The organism is Undibacterium sp. TJN19 (assembly GCF_049339485.1).
GTDB lineage: Bacteria > Pseudomonadota > Gammaproteobacteria > Burkholderiales > Burkholderiaceae_D > Undibacterium.
This window is the reverse complement of the sequence record NZ_JBMPPL010000011.1, coordinates 163,495-185,843: the sequence shown is the minus strand read 5'-3', so window position 1 is coordinate 185,843 and position 22,349 is coordinate 163,495. Positions and strand designations below refer to the sequence as shown.

Annotated in this window: 20 protein-coding genes; 12 read left to right on the top strand and 8 right to left on the bottom strand. The window is 47.6% G+C overall.

Annotated features, from left to right (window positions below; genetic code table 11):
- Positions 1–1,727: beta strand repeat-containing protein (locus ACO0LH_RS23900; RefSeq protein WP_422943648.1), on the top strand; the 1,727-nt coding region annotated here is incomplete at its 5' end.
- Positions 1,728–1,952: 225 nt separating this feature from the next.
- Here ACO0LH_RS23900 and ACO0LH_RS23895 read toward each other — a convergent pair.
- From ACO0LH_RS23895 to ACO0LH_RS23885, 3 genes are all read right to left on the bottom strand, one after another.
- On the bottom strand, positions 1,953–2,483 hold the full coding sequence (locus tag ACO0LH_RS23895) for a glycine zipper 2TM domain-containing protein (RefSeq protein ID WP_422943647.1): 531 nt from the start codon (positions 2,481–2,483) through the stop codon (positions 1,953–1,955).
- A 119-nt stretch (positions 2,484–2,602) separates the two neighbouring features.
- Positions 2,603–3,292 (bottom strand): glutathione S-transferase family protein, encoded by a 690-nt coding sequence (locus ACO0LH_RS23890; RefSeq protein ID WP_422943646.1) that lies wholly within the window; start codon positions 3,290–3,292, stop codon positions 2,603–2,605.
- On the bottom strand, positions 3,285–3,707 hold the full coding sequence (locus ACO0LH_RS23885; RefSeq protein WP_422943645.1) for a DoxX family protein: 423 nt from the start codon (positions 3,705–3,707) through the stop codon (positions 3,285–3,287). The genes ACO0LH_RS23890 and ACO0LH_RS23885 overlap by 8 nt, the downstream gene beginning before the upstream one ends.
- A gap of 77 nt (positions 3,708–3,784) precedes the next feature.
- Between ACO0LH_RS23885 and ACO0LH_RS23880 the strand changes: the two genes are divergently transcribed.
- Positions 3,785–4,669 (top strand): LysR family transcriptional regulator, encoded by an 885-nt coding sequence (locus ACO0LH_RS23880; protein ID WP_422943644.1) that lies wholly within the window; start codon positions 3,785–3,787, stop codon positions 4,667–4,669.
- Positions 4,670–4,780: 111 nt separating this feature from the next.
- Here ACO0LH_RS23880 and ACO0LH_RS23875 read toward each other — a convergent pair whose 3' ends face one another.
- A complete protein-coding gene (locus ACO0LH_RS23875; protein WP_422943643.1) occupies positions 4,781–5,587 on the bottom strand; it encodes a beta/gamma crystallin-related protein in 807 nt (268 codons plus the stop codon).
- An 822-nt stretch (positions 5,588–6,409) separates the two neighbouring features.
- On the opposite strand from ACO0LH_RS23875, the gene ACO0LH_RS23870 reads away from it, so the two are divergent.
- The gene (locus tag ACO0LH_RS23870; protein ID WP_422943642.1) at positions 6,410–8,251 is read left to right on the top strand and encodes a sensor histidine kinase; all 1,842 of its coding nucleotides are present in this window, start codon (positions 6,410–6,412) and stop codon (positions 8,249–8,251) included.
- Positions 8,244–8,684, top strand: coding sequence for a response regulator (locus ACO0LH_RS23865; RefSeq protein ID WP_422943641.1), 441 nt, complete (start codon positions 8,244–8,246; stop codon positions 8,682–8,684). The genes ACO0LH_RS23870 and ACO0LH_RS23865 overlap by 8 nt, the downstream gene beginning before the upstream one ends.
- 51 nt (positions 8,685–8,735) lie before the next feature.
- Here ACO0LH_RS23865 and ACO0LH_RS23860 read toward each other — a convergent pair whose 3' ends face one another.
- Both ACO0LH_RS23860 and ACO0LH_RS23855 read right to left on the bottom strand, forming a co-directional pair.
- Positions 8,736–9,389 (bottom strand): response regulator, encoded by a 654-nt coding sequence (locus ACO0LH_RS23860; RefSeq protein ID WP_422943640.1) that lies wholly within the window; start codon positions 9,387–9,389, stop codon positions 8,736–8,738.
- Positions 9,386–10,855 carry a response regulator gene (locus ACO0LH_RS23855; RefSeq protein WP_422943639.1) on the bottom strand — a complete coding sequence of 490 codons (1,470 nt, stop codon included), beginning with the start codon at positions 10,853–10,855 and terminating at the stop codon, positions 9,386–9,388. Before ACO0LH_RS23855 ends, ACO0LH_RS23860 begins: the two co-directional genes overlap by 4 nt.
- A gap of 281 nt (positions 10,856–11,136) precedes the next feature.
- Between ACO0LH_RS23855 and ACO0LH_RS23850 the strand changes: the two genes are divergently transcribed.
- The 7 genes from ACO0LH_RS23850 (at position 11,137) to ACO0LH_RS23820 (ending at position 18,657) form a co-directional block, all read left to right on the top strand.
- Positions 11,137–11,625 carry a Csu type fimbrial protein gene (locus ACO0LH_RS23850; RefSeq protein WP_422943638.1) on the top strand — a complete coding sequence of 163 codons (489 nt, stop codon included), beginning with the start codon at positions 11,137–11,139 and terminating at the stop codon, positions 11,623–11,625.
- Between the two features lie 27 nt (positions 11,626–11,652).
- Complete coding sequence (locus tag ACO0LH_RS23845; RefSeq protein WP_422943637.1) at positions 11,653–12,381, top strand: fimbrial biogenesis chaperone; 729 nt, start codon at positions 11,653–11,655, stop codon at positions 12,379–12,381.
- Positions 12,378–14,678 (top strand): fimbria/pilus outer membrane usher protein, encoded by a 2,301-nt coding sequence (locus tag ACO0LH_RS23840; RefSeq protein WP_422943636.1) that lies wholly within the window; start codon positions 12,378–12,380, stop codon positions 14,676–14,678. The genes ACO0LH_RS23845 and ACO0LH_RS23840 overlap by 4 nt, the downstream gene beginning before the upstream one ends.
- A 3-nt stretch (positions 14,679–14,681) precedes the next feature.
- Positions 14,682–15,152: a Csu type fimbrial protein gene (locus tag ACO0LH_RS23835; protein ID WP_422943635.1), complete on the top strand. Its 471-nt coding sequence runs from the start codon at positions 14,682–14,684 to the stop codon at positions 15,150–15,152.
- 231 nt (positions 15,153–15,383) lie between these two features.
- Entirely contained in the window at positions 15,384–15,881 is a 498-nt protein-coding gene (locus tag ACO0LH_RS23830) for a Csu type fimbrial protein (protein WP_422943634.1), read from the top strand.
- 360 nt (positions 15,882–16,241) lie between these two features.
- Positions 16,242–17,279: an acyltransferase family protein gene (locus ACO0LH_RS23825; protein ID WP_422943633.1), complete on the top strand. Its 1,038-nt coding sequence runs from the start codon at positions 16,242–16,244 to the stop codon at positions 17,277–17,279.
- Positions 17,280–17,430: 151 nt separating this feature from the next.
- Positions 17,431–18,657, top strand: a complete 1,227-nt coding sequence (locus tag ACO0LH_RS23820; RefSeq protein ID WP_422943632.1) for an MFS transporter — start codon at positions 17,431–17,433, stop codon at positions 18,655–18,657.
- Between the two features lie 113 nt (positions 18,658–18,770).
- Here the strand turns inward: ACO0LH_RS23820 and ACO0LH_RS23815 are convergent, their stop codons facing one another.
- Together ACO0LH_RS23815 and ACO0LH_RS23810 are read right to left on the bottom strand one after the other, a co-directional pair.
- Positions 18,771–19,520, bottom strand: coding sequence for a siderophore-interacting protein (locus ACO0LH_RS23815; RefSeq protein ID WP_422943631.1), 750 nt, complete (start codon positions 19,518–19,520; stop codon positions 18,771–18,773).
- Between the two features lie 56 nt (positions 19,521–19,576).
- Positions 19,577–20,863 carry an MFS transporter gene (locus ACO0LH_RS23810; RefSeq protein WP_422943630.1) on the bottom strand — a complete coding sequence of 429 codons (1,287 nt, stop codon included), beginning with the start codon at positions 20,861–20,863 and terminating at the stop codon, positions 19,577–19,579.
- Positions 20,864–21,312: 449 nt separating this feature from the next.
- Here ACO0LH_RS23810 and ACO0LH_RS23805 point away from each other — a divergent pair, with 449 nt between their 5' ends.
- Positions 21,313–22,254, top strand: a complete 942-nt coding sequence (locus ACO0LH_RS23805; protein ID WP_422943629.1) for an aspartyl protease family protein — start codon at positions 21,313–21,315, stop codon at positions 22,252–22,254.
- Positions 22,255–22,349 lie beyond the last annotated feature (95 nt).

Below are 22,349 nucleotides of genomic sequence, written 5' to 3'. Positions count from 1 at the left end.
TTGCTGCCCGTGCTGCTCTGTCCCTGAGCACACCAGTTCTGGTGTTCTCTGGCAATGTCCCACATCAACTGACGATCGTTGATGACATCGCTGGTGCAAACAACATCGATCTGTCTTTGATCTCTGTCACAAGCGGTACTTTGGTGATTGACACAGCGTCTTCTTCCAATGCAACTGGTGGCGGCGTGAACAACACAACGACATCCAATGCAGTGACTGTATCTGGTGGCGCAACAGTAACAACTGGTGTTGTCGGTACATCTCCGGTCAATGGCGGTGGTTCAGCTTTGGCGTCAATAAATTTGACAGCTGGTGGCGTATTCAATAGCACAGCCGGTGTGAACGACAACTTCGTAGGATTGGTTGGCGTGGCAGGAACCATAACTGGTACAACAGTCAATGGCAATGCTGGTGATAACGACACATTAACTTTGACTGGCGGCGGAACAATTAGCGTTAATGACGGAGCTGTCGGCGGCATCATATCCAACATCAAAATATTGGCAGTCGATAATCTGGGTTCTAATATCAACTTCGCTAATGCGACTTCCGGTATTACTACAATTACTGGCGGCAATGGTACTGAATTCGTCAATCTTGCAAATACAGGTTCGACGTTCCTCGCTGGCAATATCAATCTCGGCGCAGGTAACAATACATTGATATTGGAAGCCGCCAAGTCTTATTCCGGCACATATACTGCAGGTTCAGGCACCGATACTCTGACCATGGGTGCTGGAGATAGTATCGCTGCTGCTGCAGTTTCTGGTTTCGAGAACTTGAACTTGGCAGCCACTGGCACATACACGATGACTGCAGCGCAATACAATTCCTTCACAGGCACTGTATCTGCAACCAATACAGAAACTATCGCTCTGACGACAGCCGGCACTATCGTTGCTAACGCAGCGATCGAGCGCTTCATACTGGCTGCTGGTACTAACACATTCACTGCTGGCACTAACACTGTGAGCGTTATTGGTGGCACAGGCAACGATACATTCAACTACACAGCGACACAAATCGCCGGTGCAACAACGCTGGACGGCGGCTTGGGTGCAGATACACTGAACATCGGTGCTATCGGTGCTAACTTGGACATCCATTCCCTGGTTACAGGCGTAGAAACTGTGAACGTGAATGGCTCTGCGGCAACTGGCTATACTTTCACTAACGAAGACGGTGCTGGTATAACATTGAACTACGCTAAAGGTGCATTTGCGGCAGGCGACACAGTTGTTCTGGGTGCAGGCGGCCAAACAGTTAATCTGTTGGGTACAGCTGCAACTGCCGTAAAGGTACAAAGTACTGCTGCTGGTGTTGATACTATCAACCTGTCTACAACTGCAACTGGTGTTGAAACAATTGATGCATCTACAACAGGTATCCGCTCTAACATCGGCGCGATCGATACAGTAGCTAATTTCAAAGTTGCAGGCGCTGACGTGTTCAAAACTGGCACAGCAGCAACAACATTGAACTTGTTGTCCATTGCTACCGCTGATGTCTCCACTCTGGCAGCTGCAATTGCTACAGCGGCAACTGCAGCTGGCGCGTCTCTGGCAGCGAATACTCAGGCTTACGTGATCACTGTAGCCGCAGGTACAGCAGCTGGTACTTATGCCTTCCAAAACATCGGCGGCACTGTAGGTACTGTTGATGCAACTGACTTTATCGTTAAATTGGTTGGCGCAGGTTCTATCGTTGCCGGCGACTTCATCGCTTAATTCAGCAAGCTATGCGAGAAAATGGGTAGCTTGCTACCCATGCAGCAGGAGAGAACATTCTCCCTGTTGTGCAAAATAAAAAACCACCTCTGTAAAGCGGTGGTTTTTTTGCTTTCAAAGCTGTTCAAGCCATATTCAAAAAATCTCGGCTCAAACTCCGACGCAATTTAATAAGTTGAAGTGTTGTGGTCTGAACTTCACCAATAAGTAATCACATAGGCAAACTCATGGAAGCAAGGAAAGTTGTCCATTCTGGAAACTTACCCTGACCCTGTCACCCATGCGATAGTAATTATTTGGCTCCACCAGCATAACGTGCTGTTCACCATTTTGCAGGCGCAGAGTCAGCTCAAGTTTATTTTTAGGTGTTGATGATGAGCGCTCCATTTCATTGCCGACCACACCACCAGCAATAGCACCGCCTATGGTAGCGAGGTCGCGGCCACTACCCTTACCTACCTGATGGCCGATCACACCGCCTAATAGCGCCCCTACAAAAGCGCCTGCGCCAGAAGAGCCACCACTGCCAACACTCACTTCACGGAGTCCAACGATGATGGCAGTATCAACATAGGAATTTTGATATTGCGCGGGATAAGGTGTCTGACTTTGCGTATATACAGGGTACTGGGTTTGGTATTGGGCAGGATATTGAGCAGGGTATTGATTTTGCGTATTCACGGGATAACGTTGAACCGCACACCCTGTCATCAAGGTAAGAATTACAACTGAAGACAGGATAGTAAGCTTGCGCATGATGTACTCCGAAAAAGGTAATGTACTCAATTAACGCGGCAGCTAAGGGATTGTTGACGGATCAATCTGTCAAACAGGTATAAGTAACAATCCCTTGCATTCAATATTATTTCAGGTCATTACCTCACCTGTGCTTCCAGCAGAGTGGATAAAACAGATTTACGTCTGATCAAAAAATCCCTGAGCTTTATACTGTAATCGGTACTGACAGCGGTCTTTACAGAAGCGCGCAAAGCGAGTGCCTTGCTCCAGGCCAGCAACTTTGGTGTTTCATCAAAAAGTGCGAACATATTAATCGTTTCAAAATAACGAAAAACGGGACCAAAGGCGGCATCTACCATAGAAAAATGCTCTCCTGAAAAATATGGACCTGTTACTTTGCCTAACTGCACTTCCAGCTGTTGAAATTTTTGTCGCAACTCCGTCAGTTGATTTTCCAATGCCTGATGATCGACGGCGTTATAAAGCACCGCGATATGACTCAGGACGCCAGAAGCAAATTCCATCCAGGCCCTGTGTCTGGCTTTAATAAAGGCATCATGGGGATGCAAGCGAGGCCTGTAGACATCTTCAAGATATTCACAAATCACTGAAGATTCAAATATTGCCTGCTCACCTACCAGTAAAACAGGGGTTTTCCCTAAAGGGGAGATTTCCAGAAACCACGCAGGTTTATTCGACAAATCGATGTCTATACGCTCGAAGGGAATTGCCTTTTCAGCCAGGACTATGGCCACACGCTGAACATAAGGGCACAGTTGATGACTGATCAGTCTGATTTTATTGTGCATTTCGCTGACCTCAAGCATCCAGAGTAAAGATAGTGCTGCGGCGCAGTGCATAAACACTATCGCCAAGCAACCAGACCGCCAAGCTGATCACGCTCAGGAAGATAGGATATTCCCAGCCCCCACCTGCACTGGTATGTACCCAGCCATTCGGGAAATGTACCCATGCTGCACCCAATAATATGGGGGACAAGGCCAAGGCAAACTGACGGCCATAAAATCCGACAAGTAAAGCAAAGCCCCCGGACAGCTCAATGATAAACACCGGATAAGCCAACATACCGGGCAAGCCTACGCTGGCAAAATAGGATGCCGTACCTGCCAGACCAAATACGAAGTATTTAAGCATGGCGTGAGCGATCCACATGATCCCTAAACTGATCCGGGGAATCGCCAGGCCGATATGGTTTTGAGAATTAAAATTAATTTGTGACATGGTTTTCTCCATTGAAATGACATGGAGGCTAGTCTATGATTGCAGCATTACAATGTAAATTGGCCCAATTGCAAACTATGATTGCAAGAACGCAATACAAGCTAACTGCCACAGATCTTGATGTCGTATTGGCTCTGGTGCGAACTGGCACTCTGGCAGAGGCGGGAGAGAGATTGGGCCTGGACGCATCTACAATCTTCAGGACAATTCAAAAAATGGAGAGAGGATTGGCGCAGCGTTTGTTTGAGCGTTCACGTTCAGGCTATGCTGCATCAGAAACTGCCTTGCAGATCGCCCAGCATGCAGAAAAGATAGAAAGTGAACTTGAAGCAGCGCGCCAGATTACACAGCAGCAACCAGATATGGTGGCTGGCAAAGTAAAGATCAGTACGACTGACACGATTTTGCATGGGCTTATCGCCCCGTCTTTAATCAAACTCGCGCAATTGCACCCTCACCTCAGTTTCGATCTTCACACGGGCAACGAATTGGCAAGCCTGACCCGCCATGACACCGATATCGCTGTGCGTGCCACCAAACATCCGCCACAACATTTATTGGGTAAAAATTTAGGCGCCATACGTGTGGCCTTGTTTGCACCGGCATCATCCGCGATACGCAGCCTGGAAGATGTAAAACTAGCTAAACCAGCCTGGATAGCCCCGGATGAAGCTTTGCCTGATCATCCTTCGGTACTATGGCGGAAAAAGAATTTCCCTAAAGTGCTGCCAGCTTATCGCGTGAACAGCATACTGAGCGTCATGGAAATGATTTCCCTGGGATTGGGAGTAGGTGTGGTTCCACTGTTTCTGGCGCACGAGCAAACAAACTTGGTCGCCATTACCGGGGCAATTGAAGATTGCACGACAGACTTATGGATATTGATGCACCCTGAAGCCAGGCATTTACGTCGGGTCGACACTGTATTCAAACATCTGAGACAAGAGATACGCTTGATGTAACTTGGCCTCTGCCGTAAAAATTACGGCAGAGGCCAATTAGTCTATCATGCAATGTTGGTCAATTTTCGCAAGCTGAGTCAGGTTGCGATGAACTGATCATCTTTAATCAGTTTATTGCCTTGGTTCACCATTACGATTAACTGCAATGGTCGATCCTGGAGGCGAACTCATTTGCACATGGTGATCAACGCCACGATAGTTATAAGTTACATCCCAGTATTCAGGCGTGGTATTAGCAGTAGTCTGGCAACGGCGCACATCGCGTTCATAGGTATTACCGTTATTACGTCCAGCATTCGCACCAATTGCGCCACCGGCAACAGCACCGCCAGCCGTAGCAATATCGCGTCCGGTTCCGCCACCAACCTGATGACCAAGTATGCCGCCAATCAGCGCGCCTGCAATAGCGCCGCCTACATTGGGTTCACTGCGACCAGGTTCGTTGACTTGCTGGCGCTCTACCCAGCAACGCTCATTTGGAGGGCCGACAACTGCATGGACGGATGTCACTGGTGCCTCGAACATATTTTCATTTGGACGACGGCGATATTCATAATTCGGTGCGACCAGTGAAACAGGCGCTTCATTTTCATAGCGTCGATTATTACGGATAGGGCGAACTGAAGAAATGCGGTTATTCATTCCCATACCGGACAAAGTGTCGTAACTGCCTTTGTTCAGGATCATGCAACGACCACCAAAATTAGCGTCGTCACATACTTCCCAGCGGCCACTGGTTACCACAACTGAAGACGCAAGATCATTGAAACCGGCGTTACGGAAATTGCTCTGCTCGCCATTGACAGTAAAGATACGACCACGAAAGCCTTCCGCTTCGTAAAAGCTAATCTGGGCCGATGCCTGCGTGGCCAAGATCAAGGTCGACACGCCAAATATAATTTTCAGCTTCTGGTTCATTTATTTCTCCTGTTTGCAAATCTTTTCAATCAAACTTCCGGGAATACACATCCTGTTTTTTTTAATACACCAAGCTTCAAGTAAATCATTTTTAGTCTGGATAACTTGCCTGAATACTTGCGACATACCAAAACCTGTTTAAAACCTATGCGCTCATAGTCATTCAATTCCCCATATTGTTCTGTACGCTGACACACATACAAACAATAAAAGATAAGTTCATTTTAATGCTTATTTATCTATAAAAAGAAATATTAAGTAAGCCGGCTCAAATAGTAAGGCGGGAACCTGATGCCTGTCGCGCAAGCTATCGTGACGGATTCGTTTTACGCCAAAAATGACTCTCATAGTCATGCAAACGGTGGAAAAGCCAGGCAATCAACTTAAAAATAGATGATGGAAATAGGTATGTACTGTAGGAGAGGTACAAAAAACCTTATCGCAACAGTTCGACATACTTACAAATAGCTTGGCAAATAAACAATCGCCTGTTATTCTTAATTCACCAATTGTCTAAATGACCATTGATCATTGACCATTGACCATCAGCCGCTACAAATTACAGCTTAAATAGGCTGATCCCGAACTGGCGGCTCAAGCCGCTATAAATACATAAGATTTGATTCGTTTTCAGTACATCAGGTTTTGATCACTGACCGGAGTCGGATAATGACACGACAGCTATGCGTAGGCTTCATTGCTTGGATGCTGTTTCTTGGCGGGATCCTGACTATGTTTGGCTGGCTGACTAAACAAGCAATTTGGGTATATATTTTTTCCGGTAGTACGGCAATGGTATTTTCGACGGCGCTCTGCCTCAGCATGGCGGGGATCGCTTTTATTGTAACGAGCTTTTCTTTACCGCACACCGTAGCCGTCCGCAATATCGTCGGTAGCATCATCGTCATCATCGCAGGTCTGATGCTGATAGAAAACATCTCCTCGACTAATTTGGGAATAGACCTGCCATCTATCCACGGTTGGTTTGGTGATGCCAACCCTTACCCAGGTCGCATGGCTCCCAACACAGCATTAGCTTTTCTGGTTGGTGGCATCGCCTTGCTACGAACTGGAAACAATTTCTATATAAGGCCACGCGCATTTGCAGCCATCATGCTGACCATCAGCATCCTGGGCATGCTGGGCTATCTGTTTTTGCTTGATCTGGCCTATACCTGGTATGGATTTCCAAGAATGGCATTTACGACTGGAATAGGTGTGAGCCTGTTTGCCTGGGCTTTGCTCATTGAGCGACCAGAATTAAATTCACGTATAAAAAGTGAATCCGACATCTACGCATTTCTGGGTATTGCAGTGACGGTATTGATCACGACCATGTTCGTTTCATATGGCAGCATCAGAGCACTCGATGCACGCAACAACTGGGTTGAACACACCTATGAAGTCAAGCTCGCGTTTAGTGAGATAACATCGTTACGGCTACAGGCACAACGAGCTTTGAATCATCAGGAATTTGACGAGATTACGTCTGCCATACAAAAATACCTGGATGAATTAAAAAACTTGACGAAGGATAATCCCACCCAAAAAAATAGATTAGCCCAAATAATACGCCTGCTAGACCAGCAATTTAGCTCTGTCAGGCAGTCCTTGCCCACCAATATGGAAATTACAAAAACAGCGGCTATTGATAATGAATTGCAGGTGCTGACCCGGTTAATGCAAGAGTTCAAAGAAACTGAAAACCAACTACTCTCGCAAAGGAAAAAAGAATCTGAAGAAAGCACCAACAGCACTGTATTGATTATTGTTGCAGGCAACATGCTGGGTTTTGCAATGCTGTTACTCACCTTCTGGTTGTTAAAGCGCCAGAATGAACAACGTTCAAGGCTGGAAAGTGCCTTGCAAAAATCCAACAATGAACTGGAAATGAAAGTAGCAGAAAGAACCCAGGAACTGGCGCAAGTCAATGATGACCTGACCGGATTAAATATTACCCTTGAGCAGCGTATCATCGAGCGCACTACCGAACTGGAAAGTTTTAGCTATTCCATCTCACACGACCTGCGCGCTCCACTGCGCGCTATTGATGGCTTTGGTCTCATGCTGGAAGAAGATTGTGCTGACACGCTAGACGCAAATGGCCGGCGCTATCTCTCTGTCATTCGGGGTAACAGCCAGCGCATGGGAAATCTGATTGATGATTTGCTGGCGTTCTCCAGGCTTGGTCGTCAAAGCGTCAATAAATTCAGTCTGGATATGACCGCACTGGTAAAAGAAGTGATAGAAGAATCATTGCAAGATACTGAAAATCCACCCGAAATAAGGCTCGATACTTTGCCTGTAGCCCAGGCTGACCGGGCACTTTTAAAACAGGTATGGATAAATCTGATTTCAAATGCCATCAAGTACAGCAGCAAGAGCGAACAGGCTATTGTTCACATCAGCGGGGAAATGGATGGCAACGAGGCCATCTACCTGGTGAAAGATAATGGCGTCGGCTTTAATATGGAATATTACAATAAATTATTTGGCGTATTTCAGCGACTGCATCATGTCAGTGAATTTAGCGGTACAGGAGTTGGCCTCGCTATCAGCCAACGCATCCTGATGCGGCATGGTGGCCGCATATGGGCAGAATCAAAGCTGAATGAAGGCGCGAGCTTCTTTTTCGCCTTACCAACAGGAGAACAAAATGGATGAACTGGAAGTAGTTGAGATTTTGTTGATCGAAGACAGTGATGCCGACGCAGAAATGACCATCAGGGCACTGAACAAACACAAGCTGGGCAACAAACTGACGTGGGTCAGGGACGGTGTGGAGGCGCTGGATTTTATTTACTGCCGAGGTGTTTATGCCAAGCGTGGCAATGGAAATCCCAAGTTGGTATTACTCGATATAAAAATGCCCAAGATGGACGGCATAGAAGTGTTGAGATGTCTGAAGGAGGATGATAAAACAAAAACGATACCCGTCGTCATGCTAACTTCATCTGCTGAATGTACCGACGTACAGGAAAGCTATAAATTAGGCGTCAACAGTTACCTGGTTAAACCCGTCGGCTTTGATGCCTTTATGACGGTGGTCGCACAAACTGGCTTATATTGGACGGTAATGAATAAATCACCAAATTGAACGTAACAATAAATGACGGCGGATAAATGACAACTGATTCGATTTGAAAAACTATTTTTCTATCGTAATCAAACCACTGCGTACAGCATATAAAACAAGCCCTGGCACGTCATGAATATCCAGACGCTCCATCAACTGAGCCCTGTGGGTTTCTACCGTTTTCCCACTTAAATTAAGGTGATAGGCAATTTCCTTCGTATTATGTCCTTCTGCAATGAGCTGCAAAATTTGTCTTTGCCTTGGTGTCAGCACTTCAGCAGATGCTCCTTTTTCCGCGACACGACGCATATACAAATCCAAAGCATCTGGTGACAGGAATGAATCCAGATAGCGAATACCCTGCATCACCTGTCGTATGGCGCGCTCTAATTCATAGGCCGCAGAATCCTTTAAAAGATAGCCATGTGCACCGGCATTGAGTGCCTGCATGACGTATTCTTCACTGCTGTACATCGACAACATCAGTAACTTGATGTTTGGGCATTTTACTTTTATACGTCGCACCGCCTCCACGCCATTCATACCCTTCATGGCAATATCGAGGATGGCCAGATCAGGCTGATGCGTTTCTGCCAGCCGCAATGCTTCTTCGCCATCGGCCGCTTCTGCCACCACTTGTATTCCAGTCATACTTCGCAACAATGAATGTATGCCACTGCGCACAAGCACATGATCATCAGCCAGCAACACGCGGATATCTATCATGTCAAACCCTTGACGGAAGGAGCAAAAGGCAGCATCACATCAATCGCCACCCCATTGCCAGGAGAAGAAGAAATATCCATCGTACCGCCAACCAGCAGAGCGCGTTCTTCCATATTCAGCAAACCAAAACTACTACCCAGCACGGCATTGTCACGAGCAATATCAACATCAAAGCCAACACCATCATCTCTGATGCGCAATATCAAATTGCTTTCATTCTGCTCCAGCCTGACCCAGACATTACGGGCATGCGCATGCCGTAAAATATTGGTGATCGCTTCCTGCACAATGCGAAAGCAGGTATTTTCAATATCGGCATGGGCTTTATCGGTAACTGCATCCTCCTCAAACCATCCCTGCAAACCAGCCACAGACGTTTTGCTTTCGACATACCATCGCAGCGCAGAAATCAGACCCAGATTATCCAGTTGGGGTGGACGCAATTCCAGCGACAGCGTTCTGACCTGGCTTAAAATCGAGGATACAAGTTCGATACTCGCTTCCAGTGTCATGAATTTGTCTGCCGCGTCAGCCTTTTGCATTGCTTGCAGGCTGATTTTCAAAGCTGTAAGCGATTGCCCTACATCGTCATGCAGGCCGCGCGCCAAATGCTGGCGTTCGCGCTCCTGAACTTCAATAATTCTGCTCGATAAGATTTGCAAACGCTGATTGGCAGCCTTCAATTCTTTTTGTGAATGGACCTTATTGGTGACATCAATCGCCAACCCTGCAACCAGCGGATGTGCACTGTCAACACCAAGTGGAAAACGGATGATGTCCAGTATTTTCGCCGTCAAGCTTTCATCTGCAATCGTTTCTTGTGTACTCAGGGAATGGTTTGTTTCGAACACTTGCTCATCACAGGATTGTGAATGCTGTGCCGCGCCGATAGACATCAGATCAAAATCGTTGCGCCCTATCATTTCTGACGGTGCAATACCGAAAAATTTAGCTTGTGCCGTATTCACATAAACGTAGCGCAAATCCCTGTCCTTAATCCAGGCAGGCATAGGTGCATTGTTCATGAACGCATGAAAGCGGGACTGCATTTCACGCAAGGCAATATCACTGGCCAGCTTTTTACGGCGCAGGACTGCATCACGTAACTCTCTCTCAATGGCCAGAGGCAGGCGCGCTATGTTTTGCTTCAGGAAGAAATCATCGGCACCGGCGCGCATTACATCCACCGCAGTCTGCTCACCTATCGTGCCAGACGTAATAATGAAAGGTATCTGCATCTTCAAACGTTTTAATACTTCCAGTGCATTAATACCACTGAATGTGGGCATGGAATAATCTGAAATAATGATGTCCCACCTGGCATCCTTCAAAGCTTGCTGCATTGCTTCGGCATTATCGACCCGTAACCAGTCTGGATTGAATCCCCCGCGTTTAAGTTCGCGGACAATCAACTCAGCATCCTCGCTAACGTCCTCAACAAAAAGCACACGCAATGGGATGCTCATAACTCTTTCTCACTGTTGACTAATGGGAGATAACGCCATGAATTCATATCAATAAGAAAACATATTATCAATTCAAGTAGAATTAAGTGTAACTTAATATGAAAAAATAGCAATATTAATAATTTAAACACAACTAAATTTATAGAATTTTCACACTCCATTTTTAAGAAATTTGAGTAAATGTAAAAGACTATGAATAAGCGAGCTGGCTCGCCCCTATTAGGCTTTACTCTCTAAATGTATGCCGTATACTTTGGTATCACTTTTCATCAAGTTATAGAATGTTGACAAAATTTATAAGTAAATTTGCAATATCCTCACTTTTACTTGCTATACTATCATCTGCGTTGGCAGAAAATCAAAGCGCCAACCTGGTAGTTTCTGCGGTGGTTGTCCCGTCTTGCACAATTCAGGGAAATGCAATTTCATTTGGAAATTACAATACCCATCAATTGGAACAGACCAGCAATGTAGGAGTGAATTGTTCACAAGGAACCAGTTACGTCATGGCACTGGATACCGGCTCGGGTGCGAATGCCAACGTTGCGACGCGCCAGATGACAGGTCCGGCAAATGGCACGCTGAACTATTCCTTGTTTCAAGATGCCGCCTACAGCCGGGTATGGGGCAACACAGCAGGTAGCAATACCGTCGCTGGTACAGGCAATGGCAATCTGCAGAGCCTGCCAGTGTATGGTCGTGTTCCGGCTGGTCAGGTAACAGCACCTGGTGTTTATAACGATGTGGTGGGCATTACCCTGACTTATTGATGTAAAACTTCGCTATGGAGGAGACTCATGTTTCCTTGCCCACGCGTATTTGCACTCCTGGTCAGTTTTTTCAGCACATACAGTCTTTTCTTTTACGGCAGCCCTGCCCTCGCATCCAATTTCGAAATTACTCCGGTTTTGCTGGAGCTAAGCGTCAGCAGAACCGCTGGCGTCATTCGTATCGTCAATAAAGACGATCACCCGGTATCACTGCAAGTTCGCGCGTTTGAATGGGCGCAGCAGGATAATGAAGATCAGTTAAACAGTACTGAGGCTTTAGTCATCAGCCCTCCCATGTTCAAGATCGACCCAGGCGCAGCCCAGGTGATTCGTGTGATATCGCGAAAGCCTGCAATCATCAATGCAGAACTGGCTTACCGCTTGCTCATCGATGAGATACCCGAAGCCGATCAGAATGCAGTCAATTTCAAATTTCGCATATCGATGCCGGTTTTTTTACAGCCAGACAAGGCAACCTCACCAAAAATTAACTGGCAAATCGATGCTGGCAACAAGCAGACTATTTCAGTCGAAAACCTCGGTACGCGGCGCGCAAAATTATTGAATATCAGCATAGGCTTGCCAAGTGGACGGCGCCTGTCACCAAAAGCTGCCGCCAACCCGTACGCGCTTGCGGGCGCAAAACGACGCTACGAATTTGATTACGATGCAGAATTAAAGCCTGGTTTGCCAGTCAAAATATACGCACAGGCAGAATCAGGGCCGATAGAAGTAGAAACCACCATCATGCCATGAAGCGTGTCGTTTCATATCTGATACTGATGTGCGTCATTGCCTCAGGTCCGATATGGGCACAGGCACTTTCCACAGATGAAATCCTGTTTTTGGAGGTCAGCGTGAATGGCCATCCCACACAAGCCGTCTCGCAATTCATAAAACGCAACGGTAAACTTTATATCCCTGCCGAAGAACTGAAAAATATTGGCGTCAGGCTACCAGCGGCTGCTGAAAAGCTGCTTGCGGTTGCCAGTTTTTCCAATGATATCCAGGTCGATTTAGCGACACAGAAAATTAATATCACAGTGAAGCCCGATTTGCTCAGTACTACTGAATTGTCACTGGCATCACAATCGGCGGAACAGGTTTCCCTGGCCGATAAAAGTTTGGGTGCAGTGTTCAATTATGACGTGCTGGCTACCCAGACCAATGGCAGGCGGGCATTCAGCGGCATGGCCGAGACCAGGATATTCAATGGCCCCCATGTCTTTAGCAGTACCGGATTAGCGTATGCTGGCGAAGCCATGCCCGGTTCTGTGCGGCTCGATACCAGCTATTCCTATGCCAACCCTGATAACATGCGGCGCTACCTGGTTGGTGACTTTGTCAGCAATGGACTGACCTGGACACGCCCGGTCCGCATGGGCGGTGCTCAGGTCTCAACCGATTTCAGTTTGCGACCAGATCTGGTGCTATTTCCCACACCTAGTTTGCGTGGCGAAGCGGTGGTTGCATCAAACGTGGATTTATTTCTGAATGGCATCCGGCAATTATCTGAATCCGTGCCGCCAGGGCCATTCGAAATACGCCAGGCACCCATTGCAACCGGCGCTGGCTCCATGGCGATTGCAGTCACTGATGCATTAGGCAGACAGGCATACAAAACCATTCCGTTCTACGCCAGTGAAAAATTATTGCGCGAAGGCTTGATATCCTATTCCGTCGAAGCAGGCTCACTGCGCAAAAACTACGGCTTGCAAAGCAATGACTACGGCCCATTTGTCGCCTCGACCTCAGTACGGTATGGATATTCACCAGTACTGACCCTGGAAGGCCACCTGGAGACCAGGCAAGGCTTGCAACTGGCTGGTTTGGGCATGGCAACCACCATTCACGACTGGGGCGTACTCGCAGCCGCCGCCAGTGCCAGCAATTCCGACGCTGGTAGTGGCAGGCAATATGCAATCAGCTTTGAACGACGTGCCGCAACCGCCAGTTTTTCATTTTCAAAAATGCAGGCTGACAAAAATTATCGCGACATCGGTGCAATGAGCGGCTCCCCAGTGCCACGCTCAATATTGACCGCAGGCGCCGGTTTATTTTTGCAGCAATATGGCTCACTCAACCTGACTTACACGGCGATAAAAACACCACAGTCATCGACCACACTTATTCCCAATATGAGCGGAGTCGATGCAGAAATTATTTCTTTAACCTATTTCAAATCCATATTTAACCGCGCTAACCTGTTTCTGACGGCGTATAAAAACCGGGCTGATCAGAATTATGGCGTTACCGTGGGTCTGGTTATGCCTTTTGGTTTGAAAGACAGTTTCAGCAGCATGCTGTCTTCGGGAGGAGGTCTGCGAAACCTCTCCTTGCAAGCTTCGCACCCTTCTGTTCTACCCGGCGATTTTGGCTGGCAGCTTCAAGATGCTGAGGGTGGCTTCAGCCAGCGGCTGGCAGAAATCAACTATAAAGGCAATGCTGCCCGCGCCAGCTTTGCCGTATCACAAAGTGGCAACGTGTCCAGTGAACGCGTCAGCCTGCGCGGCGCCATCACGTGGGCAGATAATTCTGTTTTTCTCAGCAACTGGATAGATGACAGCTTCGCCATCGTCAATACAAATGGCATCAAAGATGTTGGCATCTATGCAGAAAACCGCATGGTTGGCCGCACCGATAACAATGGTCAGTTATTGATACCTGACCTGCGTGCTTATGAAATCAACAAAATTTCCATCGACATGAGTGATTTGCCGATGGACGTACAAGTCGACGTATCAGAGAAAAATGTCAAACCGCAAGATCGCAGCGGCGTCATCGTCCATTTTAAATTGGCCAGGACTTTGGGTGCGCGCATTATCCTGCGTGACCGCGATGGCAGGTTTCTGCCAGTGGGCACTGTCGTCAGTCTGAAAGATACTGGCGCGAAAGCGATCGTGGGCTACGACGGTGAAACCTATTTCCCCGAACTTCAGGATCTGGATAAGCTGGAAATCATCACACCCACAGGAGCGAGTTGCAAACCAGGAGCTGGCTTCATCGCACAGAAAGAATCCATCCCCCTTATCGGGCCACTTACCTGCGTATAAAAAATGCGAAATCTACTCAAAAAAATCGGTATGGGCATTGCCCTGGTCCTGAGTTTTTCTGCCCATGCACAAACCTGCACCGTCTCTTCCTTGCCAGTTACCTTTGGTAGTTATGACCCGTTTTCAAGTACTGCCTCAGATATTTCAGGTACGGTAACTGTGACCTGCAATGCACTGGTATCGCTCTTGGTGAGCTACACCGTCAAGCTCAACGAAGGCTTGAACGGTACCATGTCAGCGCGAAAAATGACGAATGGCAGCTCCTTATTGTCGTACCAGCTTTACAGCAATTCAGGGCGAACCACCGTGTGGGGTGACGGCACATCAGGTTCCAGTATCGTCAATGATGGCTATCTGATCAGCGTCATTGCCCCGGTAATTCGCAATTATTCCGTCTATGGAAGAATAAGCGCCAGACAAAACGTGAATGCGGGTTCGTATGTGGACACGGTAACCATTTTATTAACCTATTAACATCCATTAATATTCAATTAATATCAACTTAGTATTAAATCGATATTGAATTCAAGCGTACAAAAAAATTATCAATTTGCTTTCTATCAGGAAAACCCTGAGTCATAAAAACCAAAACTAAGGGATACCCTGATATCGCATCTTCTCTGAAAACAATAAAATTTCCTCACAGTAGCGTTACGTAAGAAATTATCTCCAAGATAAAAATTAACCGAACTTAAGGAAAATATCATGTCCATCACAAAAATCGCCCGCCTCGCCGCCAAAGTCTTGCCAGCCTTGTTGTTGTGCGCCTCAAGCTCTGTTTTTGCGGTCACTACCAGCGGCACACTGGCGGTTTCAGCCACGGTCGCCTCTGCCTGCTCGGTAACAGGCTCAACCCTCGCATTTGGCGCTTACACCTCTGCGCAAATTGACAATTCTGCCTCACTGACCGTTATTTGCACCAACAGCACCCCTTACAACGTAGGCCTGGATGTTGGTTCGGGCTCTGGCGCAACATTGGCGGTCAGAAAAATGACTGGCTCGGTCAGTGGCACACTGAATTATTCGCTGTACAAAGATTCTGGTCGTAGCACTGTTTGGGGTAACACCGTAGGCACAGATACTGCAACGGGCACAGGTAATGGTCTTTCACAATCAATGACCGTATATGGCCGCGTACCTGCCGGTCAAAATCCTGGAGTTGGTGTGTATAGCGATTCTGTGACCGTCACATTGACTTACTGAGTTGCGCGAGGAGTGTTTAAAAATGGACAAGTTTTTGCTTATCAATCAGAATAAAACAAACCGCCATCGCCGGCTCAGCGCAGGCAAGTGTGAAAACAAGGGAGACCAGGATTTGATTTATCAGGCGAATCCGCTCTTTGCAAAAACTGAATCATCTGCAAATAATATGTGTATAGTCTTGATCCTGAACCAGGTTGCGGGTTTTGTCATGGAGTCGAATTTATCTTCCGCTTGATTATCATCTCGTGACATTGTTTGGCATCGTTAAAATAACAAGCAAGAACGTCACGCTACGCCATAAGACATTTGACATGAGACAGATGAAAATAACAAAAAAATGCCCTTGTGTATAAGATGCGAATGAGTACACAGCACACAGACTATTTACATTGCAATCGTTTTAACTCACTGGATGGCTTGCGTGCCATCAGCATACTGGCTGTCATATGGCACCATACTGCACCTGCCAGTGTTAATGCCGTGCTGACTAGCATTGGCGCACAGGGTGTGCAATTATTCTTTGCAATCAGCGGTTTTCTTATTACGACACTACTGCTCAGGGAAAAAGCACGTAACGGCAAACTCGATCTCAAGGCATTTTACCTGCGCAGGTCTTTGCGCATTTTCCCGCTTTATTACGGAACCCTGATACTCTACATCGTTGTTGTCGCAGTGCTGGAACGACATACTCCAACCGGACAGGCTTTCTTTTCCAATCTACCCTACTTCGCCACCTATACATCCAATCTGTTCGTGCCACTTGATGGCCGTGTCATTTTTTATTTTGCCTGGTCCCTGGCGGCAGAAGAACAGTTTTACCTGATCTGGCCCCCTTTGCTTTTACTTGCCGCCTCAGGCAAAAGAGCTGCGATCATTTTGGCTTTCACATTGCTGGTCTGTATTGGCGGGCAATTATCGGATAATAAATTTTTAAGCGCCGTCCCCTTGCCGATTGTGATGGGGGCCCTGCTTGCCATTGCATTGAATCATGAACAGAGCTATCAACGACTGTTTCTTTTTATGGGCCAGCAATGGTCGGTTTTCATTGCTGCACTATGCCTGGTGATTTCGCTCGTGACACCCGGCGTACCAGCATTTATCTGCTCCCTCTTTTTTACCTTGCTGGTGGGTGCATGTGTCATTCGCGACAGGCATCCGCTGACCGCACTGCTCTCGCTAAAACCTGTCGCTTATATCGGCTCTATCAGTTACGGTATGTATATGCTGCACATGCTGTGTAAAAATTTTGTCGTTAAAATTTGCCACTCAATGGGAATCAGCGATGCCGGGCTGGGACTGTTCGTACTGACTACTTTGCTTGCCATCGCCGTGGCGACAATCAGCTTCAACTATTACGAATCCTGGTTTTTGAGGTGGAAGTCACGATTCGAGCGTTAATCCCAACCCCTGCGCGACAGGCATCCTGCGGGAAATGTAGACCAGACGATATCGCTGGTCACCATACGCTTAAATTCGATTGCCATTAAAATGGATTGCATTTTCAGGTCGCGACCATTCCGCCCGGCGACCATGATTTCCATTTCAAAACATGACTTCTCAAGACACGCCAGCATTACCGACGATCGCCATACCAACAATTGCGCTACCGCTTTTATCCCTAGCCGCATTTGGCAGTGGCATTTCATTGCGCGTCATGGATCCTCTACTGCCCTTGCTCACAAGGGATTTCAGTGTGTCGTTAGGCGATGCATCACTGGTTGTCACTGTATTTTCGATTGCCTATGGTTTGTCGCAATTGCTGTTTGGCCCCCTGGGTGACCGCCATGGCAAGTATTTTGTCATCGCCTGCGCAGCGATTGCCTGCGCGATCACTGCGGCGTCTTGTGCTTTGGCAAACAGCTTGCCCACTTTGTTGATAGCACGGTTTTTTGCCGGCTGCACCGCCGCAGCACTGATACCCTTGTCCATGGCCTGGATAGGTGATGTGATTCCTTATGAACGCAGGCAGCCTGTACTGGCGCGTTTTCTGATCGGGCAAATTCTTGGCTTGGCAACGGGCGTATTTGTCGGCGGCCTGGCAGCCGATGCACAACAATGGCGTTTGCCTTTCATTCTTGTTGCCGCAATTTTTTTGATTGTTGGTATCGGACTATTGATACTGAACAGGAAATTGCCAGCCCATGCAAAATTGACCCGCGCCGTTGAAGGCTCGGCCATCTTGCACATGCTCGCAGAATTCCGCGAGATTGCTGCCCTGCCATGGGCGCGACTTGTGTTGGGTACGGTATTTCTGGAAGGCGCCTTCCTGTACGGCCCGTTTGCATTTATTGCCTCGCATTTGCATCATGTGCACGGCATATCACTGACCACCGCTGGTGCGGTCATCATGCTTTTTGGTGCAGGCGGTTTCGTGTTTGCATTAGGCTCTTCCAAACTGGTCCGTTATCTTGGTGAAACGGGATTGAGTTTATGGGGTGGATTCATACTGGCAGGTGCCCTGTTGACGGTTGGTGCTTCTGCTTTCTGGTGGTGGGCTATCCCTGGTTGCTTCGCTGCGGGGCTGGGGTTCTATATGCTGCACAATACCTTGCAGATCAATGCTACACAAATGGCGCCAGAACGGCGCGGTGCTGCCGTGGCTGCTTTTGCATCATGCTTCTTCCTCGGGCAATCCGTAGGTGTGGGCCTTGCGGGCAGATTGATCGACCAGTTTGGCACCCGCCAGATCATGCTGATAGGCGCATGTGGCGTAGCCGTCGTTGGTATCAATTTTTCACGATGCCTGCGCCGTAAACAGCAACAATTAACGGCTTAGCATTGGCTGGTATTGCCCGGTATTGCCATATGCCTGTGGCTTTGATGATATCAGCAATGAAAGATCCGTTTTGACATGCTGCCTTATCAAAAATGGCAGCATGTCATATTCGTTTAGAGATGCGAATGGCGGGTCCAGTAAGCCGATGCCTTAAGCCACTCGCTTGAATGACCCCGCTCTTCAGTCATGTAAGTGCGCAATAATGTTGTCACCTGCCTTTCAGCGGCAATCCAGATATAGCCATCTCCGGATGGAAACTCGTACGCATGAGCCGCGTCAAGCAGCAAGCGCTCATCTGAAGTGGATTGATCACGCTGTATCCAAACAGGTGTCCAGTTTGCCACGGTGTTAAAAGTTTGACGATCCGCATTTTCTGCGACAGTAATGATCGTCGTTACATGCACATCATGGCGCAGTTGCTCCACCCGACGACCTATGGCGGGTAAAGCAGTCTCATCTCCGATCAGTAAATACCAGTCAAAATCATCTGTAACGATGATGGATTTTCCCGGCCCGACGATATCGAGCCTGTCGCCAATGCGGGCATGACGCGCCCAATCATTCGCCGGGCCAGTTTGGTGAAGCGCAAAATCAATCGTCAACGTCTGGGACTGTACATCGAAACTGCGCGGCGTATACTCGCGTCGGCAAAAAGCACCAGGCTCTCCCAGCACAGGCAATAATATCTTGATGTGATCATCATGCGCAGCGCTTTCAAAATCACAAAGATCTGGCGAGTGAAATGTTATGCGCTGCATATGCGGCGTAAGGCGTATGACCTCAATCACTGTCAGGCTTCTTTTGCGTTTTTCTCTATAGATGCGATTGATAAAGTGAGTGTGATTCTGGAGTGCGGTATTCATGATATTTCCTTTTCAAAGACCTTAAAAGCCCCGAGAGACAGATGTGCAGCCCGAACTTATTCAGGCAAGGCAGAAGAGATGGCAGAAGCGGCACGGCGCTCATGTCGTCGGATCGTGAACGCCAAAGCGAGCGTCGCACAAAGAGCAACAGGCATCCCTACAAACCAGGGCAGCCGCGCAGATATGCCATATAAAAACGTGCCAGCGGCGGGACCAAGCGTATCTTTCAAGTCGGCAGTTACCGAGGCCGCCGCCAGATAAGTTGCCCTGGCATGAGAAGGAGCCAGAGACATGATCAGCGTTGGCAACAAAGGGCCGAACAACATTTGTGATAGAGAAAGCAAACTCACCCCCAACACCAGCCCAACGATACCGGATGAAAACAAGAGCGCAGCAAACGCAGCGATCAATACCGCCCCACTGCCAATCACCATCCACAAATTAGCAACACTTGCCAGCACCCTGCTGACCCAAAGCTGAAACAACACAGTGAGCGTCGCGGCATAGGTAAACAACAAACCAACCTGCGACGGTGTCAGCGTACCTGCATCCACCGCATATAGTGGCAACACCGATGTCAGCCACCCTGAAGAAATCTGCAAACACATCGACCACATCAGCAAGCCAGACAATCTGGCATCGCGGAAGGCTGGCAAAATCCCGGACAGGCTTTCGTCTTCCTCCTCATCACCATTGATATCTTTTTTAATGAGCGTTTCCGGCAAGCAGAAAAAGATAATCAATGCGCCAAGTAATGTGGCAACAGCAGAACCAAGGAAAACTGCACCAAGCGAATAAAGCGCCAGCAGGCTGCCCACAGCTGGCCCTGCAACATGGCCAGCATTGGACATCACGCGCGCAACAGAAAAGTAGTAACGGTTTTGATCAGCAGGAATGGAATCGGCAATCACGGCAGAAATAGTCGGATGCAATACACTCTCGAATACACCGATGCTTATCAGCACGATGGCAGAGGCAAAAACACCGTGCACGAAATACAGCAAGGCAAAGCCAAGTCCCACCCCGAGGGTGGATATAAGTAAAACCGGTCGACGTCCAAGCCGGTCGGCAATGCCACCAACAAAGGGGGTCGCCAATAGCTCACCAGCAGAATAACAAGCCAGTAACAAACCGATATACTCTGCTGTAACACCTGCATCTTTTTCCGCCCACATGGCGAAAAAAGGCATTAAAACACCATCGGCAAAACCAACCAAAAAGAAAAGGGAAAGTGCTACAGAAGTGGCAAGAGGCGCATTTGTAAAAATGCTGTAGAAACTTGAAATTTTTGAAAGTAAACGCATAAATAGCCCGAACGCGATGAACTTGTAATGCAAATGCATAACAAACTCTATTGCGCGTTGGCTGACGTAAACGCTTACGGTCGCTGATTTAGCGATGGCTGCATCATAACGAAGAAAAAATTCGGTGTCAACGAAGCTTTCGTAACTTGCAAAAAATTTCCAATGGCCTTATTGAGAAGCAAAACCGCCACAATAATTGCGATCGGGTCAAGTGCGTCACCCAGTTAAAGTCATGTTTTGAGCATGTATTTAATAACACTGATCGAATATCTTTGATTTAGGCCGCAATGGGATTTCTTTGACAATTCCCCTTACCCGTCGTATTCTGCGCGCTCATTTTTGGGCTGCTCTAACAAATTAACATATTCAAAAAATCTGTATATCCAGATTAAAATTGTATTCACAAGTTTGTCGCTCGCCGCAATTTGAACGGCTTTCATCGCAGGATGCATCCACAATTGATACCTAATATTCCCTATTGAAAATTCATGTTCAACAATCTTATCTTACTGGCAGTCACCTGCTTCATTGCAGGATCTGCAGTCGCTGAAAATGCTTATCCTCCTTCAGCTTACAAGGAAGGCGCAATTAAATGCATGCAGGCACGCAGCTACGATTGCGCAGAGAAAAACTGGAATCAATACCTCAAAATGCGCCCGACTGACAGTCACGCCTTTGGTACGCTTGCCATTGTCTACAACTGGGATGACAAACCTGAAGCAAGCATTATTAATGCTGAAAAAGCCATAGACATGGGTGAAGGTACTTACGATCTTTTTGCCGCTTATTCTGAAAGTCTGGCAAAAGTTGGTCGTACCGATGACGCAATAGACTGGGCATATAAATCCCTGGCTGTCGTGCCCACTCTGGTCAACGTGCGTGGTGCGCTGGCCAAATTATTAGTGCAACGCAAACGGGAATTTGAAGCGCTGGCATTGCTGGCGTCTTTTGATGCAACCCTGGAAGCGCAGGGACACAATCATTATTTCGAAGGCCAGCGTATTGCAATTGAAGCTTTGCTTGAACGTCAGGGACAATCCAGCGCAACACCTCAAAAAAGTTTGCGTTTGCCAAAAACGCGCGATCACTTTTATGCGCCTGTCAAACTGGGAGATGCCAGAGTAGAAGCTTTCATGGTGGATACCGGCGCATCGAAAACAACCTTAAACGAAAAGATGCTGAGTGATTCAAAAGCGACGTATAAGGTTACACAAGCCAATGTCAATTTGCAGCTTGCCGATGGACGAAAAGTCAAAGGCCGCATGGTGACACTGGACACACTCAAGATCGGCGCCTTCGAAATGCACAAGGTGACAGCAGTTGTATGCGAGACTTGCCTGCCATTACTAGGACAAGCATCCTTATCGCAATTTAATATGGTGTCGTCAAAAACGCAGGGAGTGGAATTTTTAAGCCTGGAACGTCGCTGATCTTGCTTTGGCAACGGGCAAATACATATTGCATCGGTATCAGCAAAAACACTTCATGCGGGAATTCTTTGATAATCAGGAAATTTCGTTTGTTT

Coding starts and splice junctions, on each gene's coding strand:
- ACO0LH_RS23835 (WP_422943635.1), top strand. CDS start 14,682: ATGCGAAATCTACTCAAAAAAATCGGTATGGGCATTGCCCTGGTCCTG.
- ACO0LH_RS23825 (WP_422943633.1), top strand. CDS start 16,242: ATGAGTACACAGCACACAGACTATTTACATTGCAATCGTTTTAACTCA.
- ACO0LH_RS23860 (WP_422943640.1), bottom strand. CDS start 9,389: ATGATAGATATCCGCGTGTTGCTGGCTGATGATCATGTGCTTGTGCGC.
- ACO0LH_RS23870 (WP_422943642.1), top strand. CDS start 6,410: ATGGCGGGGATCGCTTTTATTGTAACGAGCTTTTCTTTACCGCACACC.
- ACO0LH_RS23820 (WP_422943632.1), top strand. CDS start 17,431: ATGACTTCTCAAGACACGCCAGCATTACCGACGATCGCCATACCAACA.
- ACO0LH_RS23815 (WP_422943631.1), bottom strand. CDS start 19,520: ATGAATACCGCACTCCAGAATCACACTCACTTTATCAATCGCATCTAT.
- ACO0LH_RS23810 (WP_422943630.1), bottom strand. CDS start 20,863: ATGCATTTGCATTACAAGTTCATCGCGTTCGGGCTATTTATGCGTTTA.
- ACO0LH_RS23895 (WP_422943647.1), bottom strand. CDS start 2,483: ATGCGCAAGCTTACTATCCTGTCTTCAGTTGTAATTCTTACCTTGATG.
- ACO0LH_RS23845 (WP_422943637.1), top strand. CDS start 11,653: ATGTTTCCTTGCCCACGCGTATTTGCACTCCTGGTCAGTTTTTTCAGC.
- ACO0LH_RS23855 (WP_422943639.1), bottom strand. CDS start 10,855: ATGAGCATCCCATTGCGTGTGCTTTTTGTTGAGGACGTTAGCGAGGAT.
- ACO0LH_RS23840 (WP_422943636.1), top strand. CDS start 12,378: ATGAAGCGTGTCGTTTCATATCTGATACTGATGTGCGTCATTGCCTCA.
- ACO0LH_RS23805 (WP_422943629.1), top strand. CDS start 21,313: ATGTTCAACAATCTTATCTTACTGGCAGTCACCTGCTTCATTGCAGGA.
- ACO0LH_RS23850 (WP_422943638.1), top strand. CDS start 11,137: ATGTTGACAAAATTTATAAGTAAATTTGCAATATCCTCACTTTTACTT.
- ACO0LH_RS23830 (WP_422943634.1), top strand. CDS start 15,384: ATGTCCATCACAAAAATCGCCCGCCTCGCCGCCAAAGTCTTGCCAGCC.
- ACO0LH_RS23890 (WP_422943646.1), bottom strand. CDS start 3,292: ATGCTTGAGGTCAGCGAAATGCACAATAAAATCAGACTGATCAGTCAT.
- ACO0LH_RS23880 (WP_422943644.1), top strand. CDS start 3,785: ATGATTGCAAGAACGCAATACAAGCTAACTGCCACAGATCTTGATGTC.
- ACO0LH_RS23875 (WP_422943643.1), bottom strand. CDS start 5,587: ATGAACCAGAAGCTGAAAATTATATTTGGCGTGTCGACCTTGATCTTG.
- ACO0LH_RS23865 (WP_422943641.1), top strand. CDS start 8,244: ATGGATGAACTGGAAGTAGTTGAGATTTTGTTGATCGAAGACAGTGAT.
- ACO0LH_RS23885 (WP_422943645.1), bottom strand. CDS start 3,707: ATGTCACAAATTAATTTTAATTCTCAAAACCATATCGGCCTGGCGATT.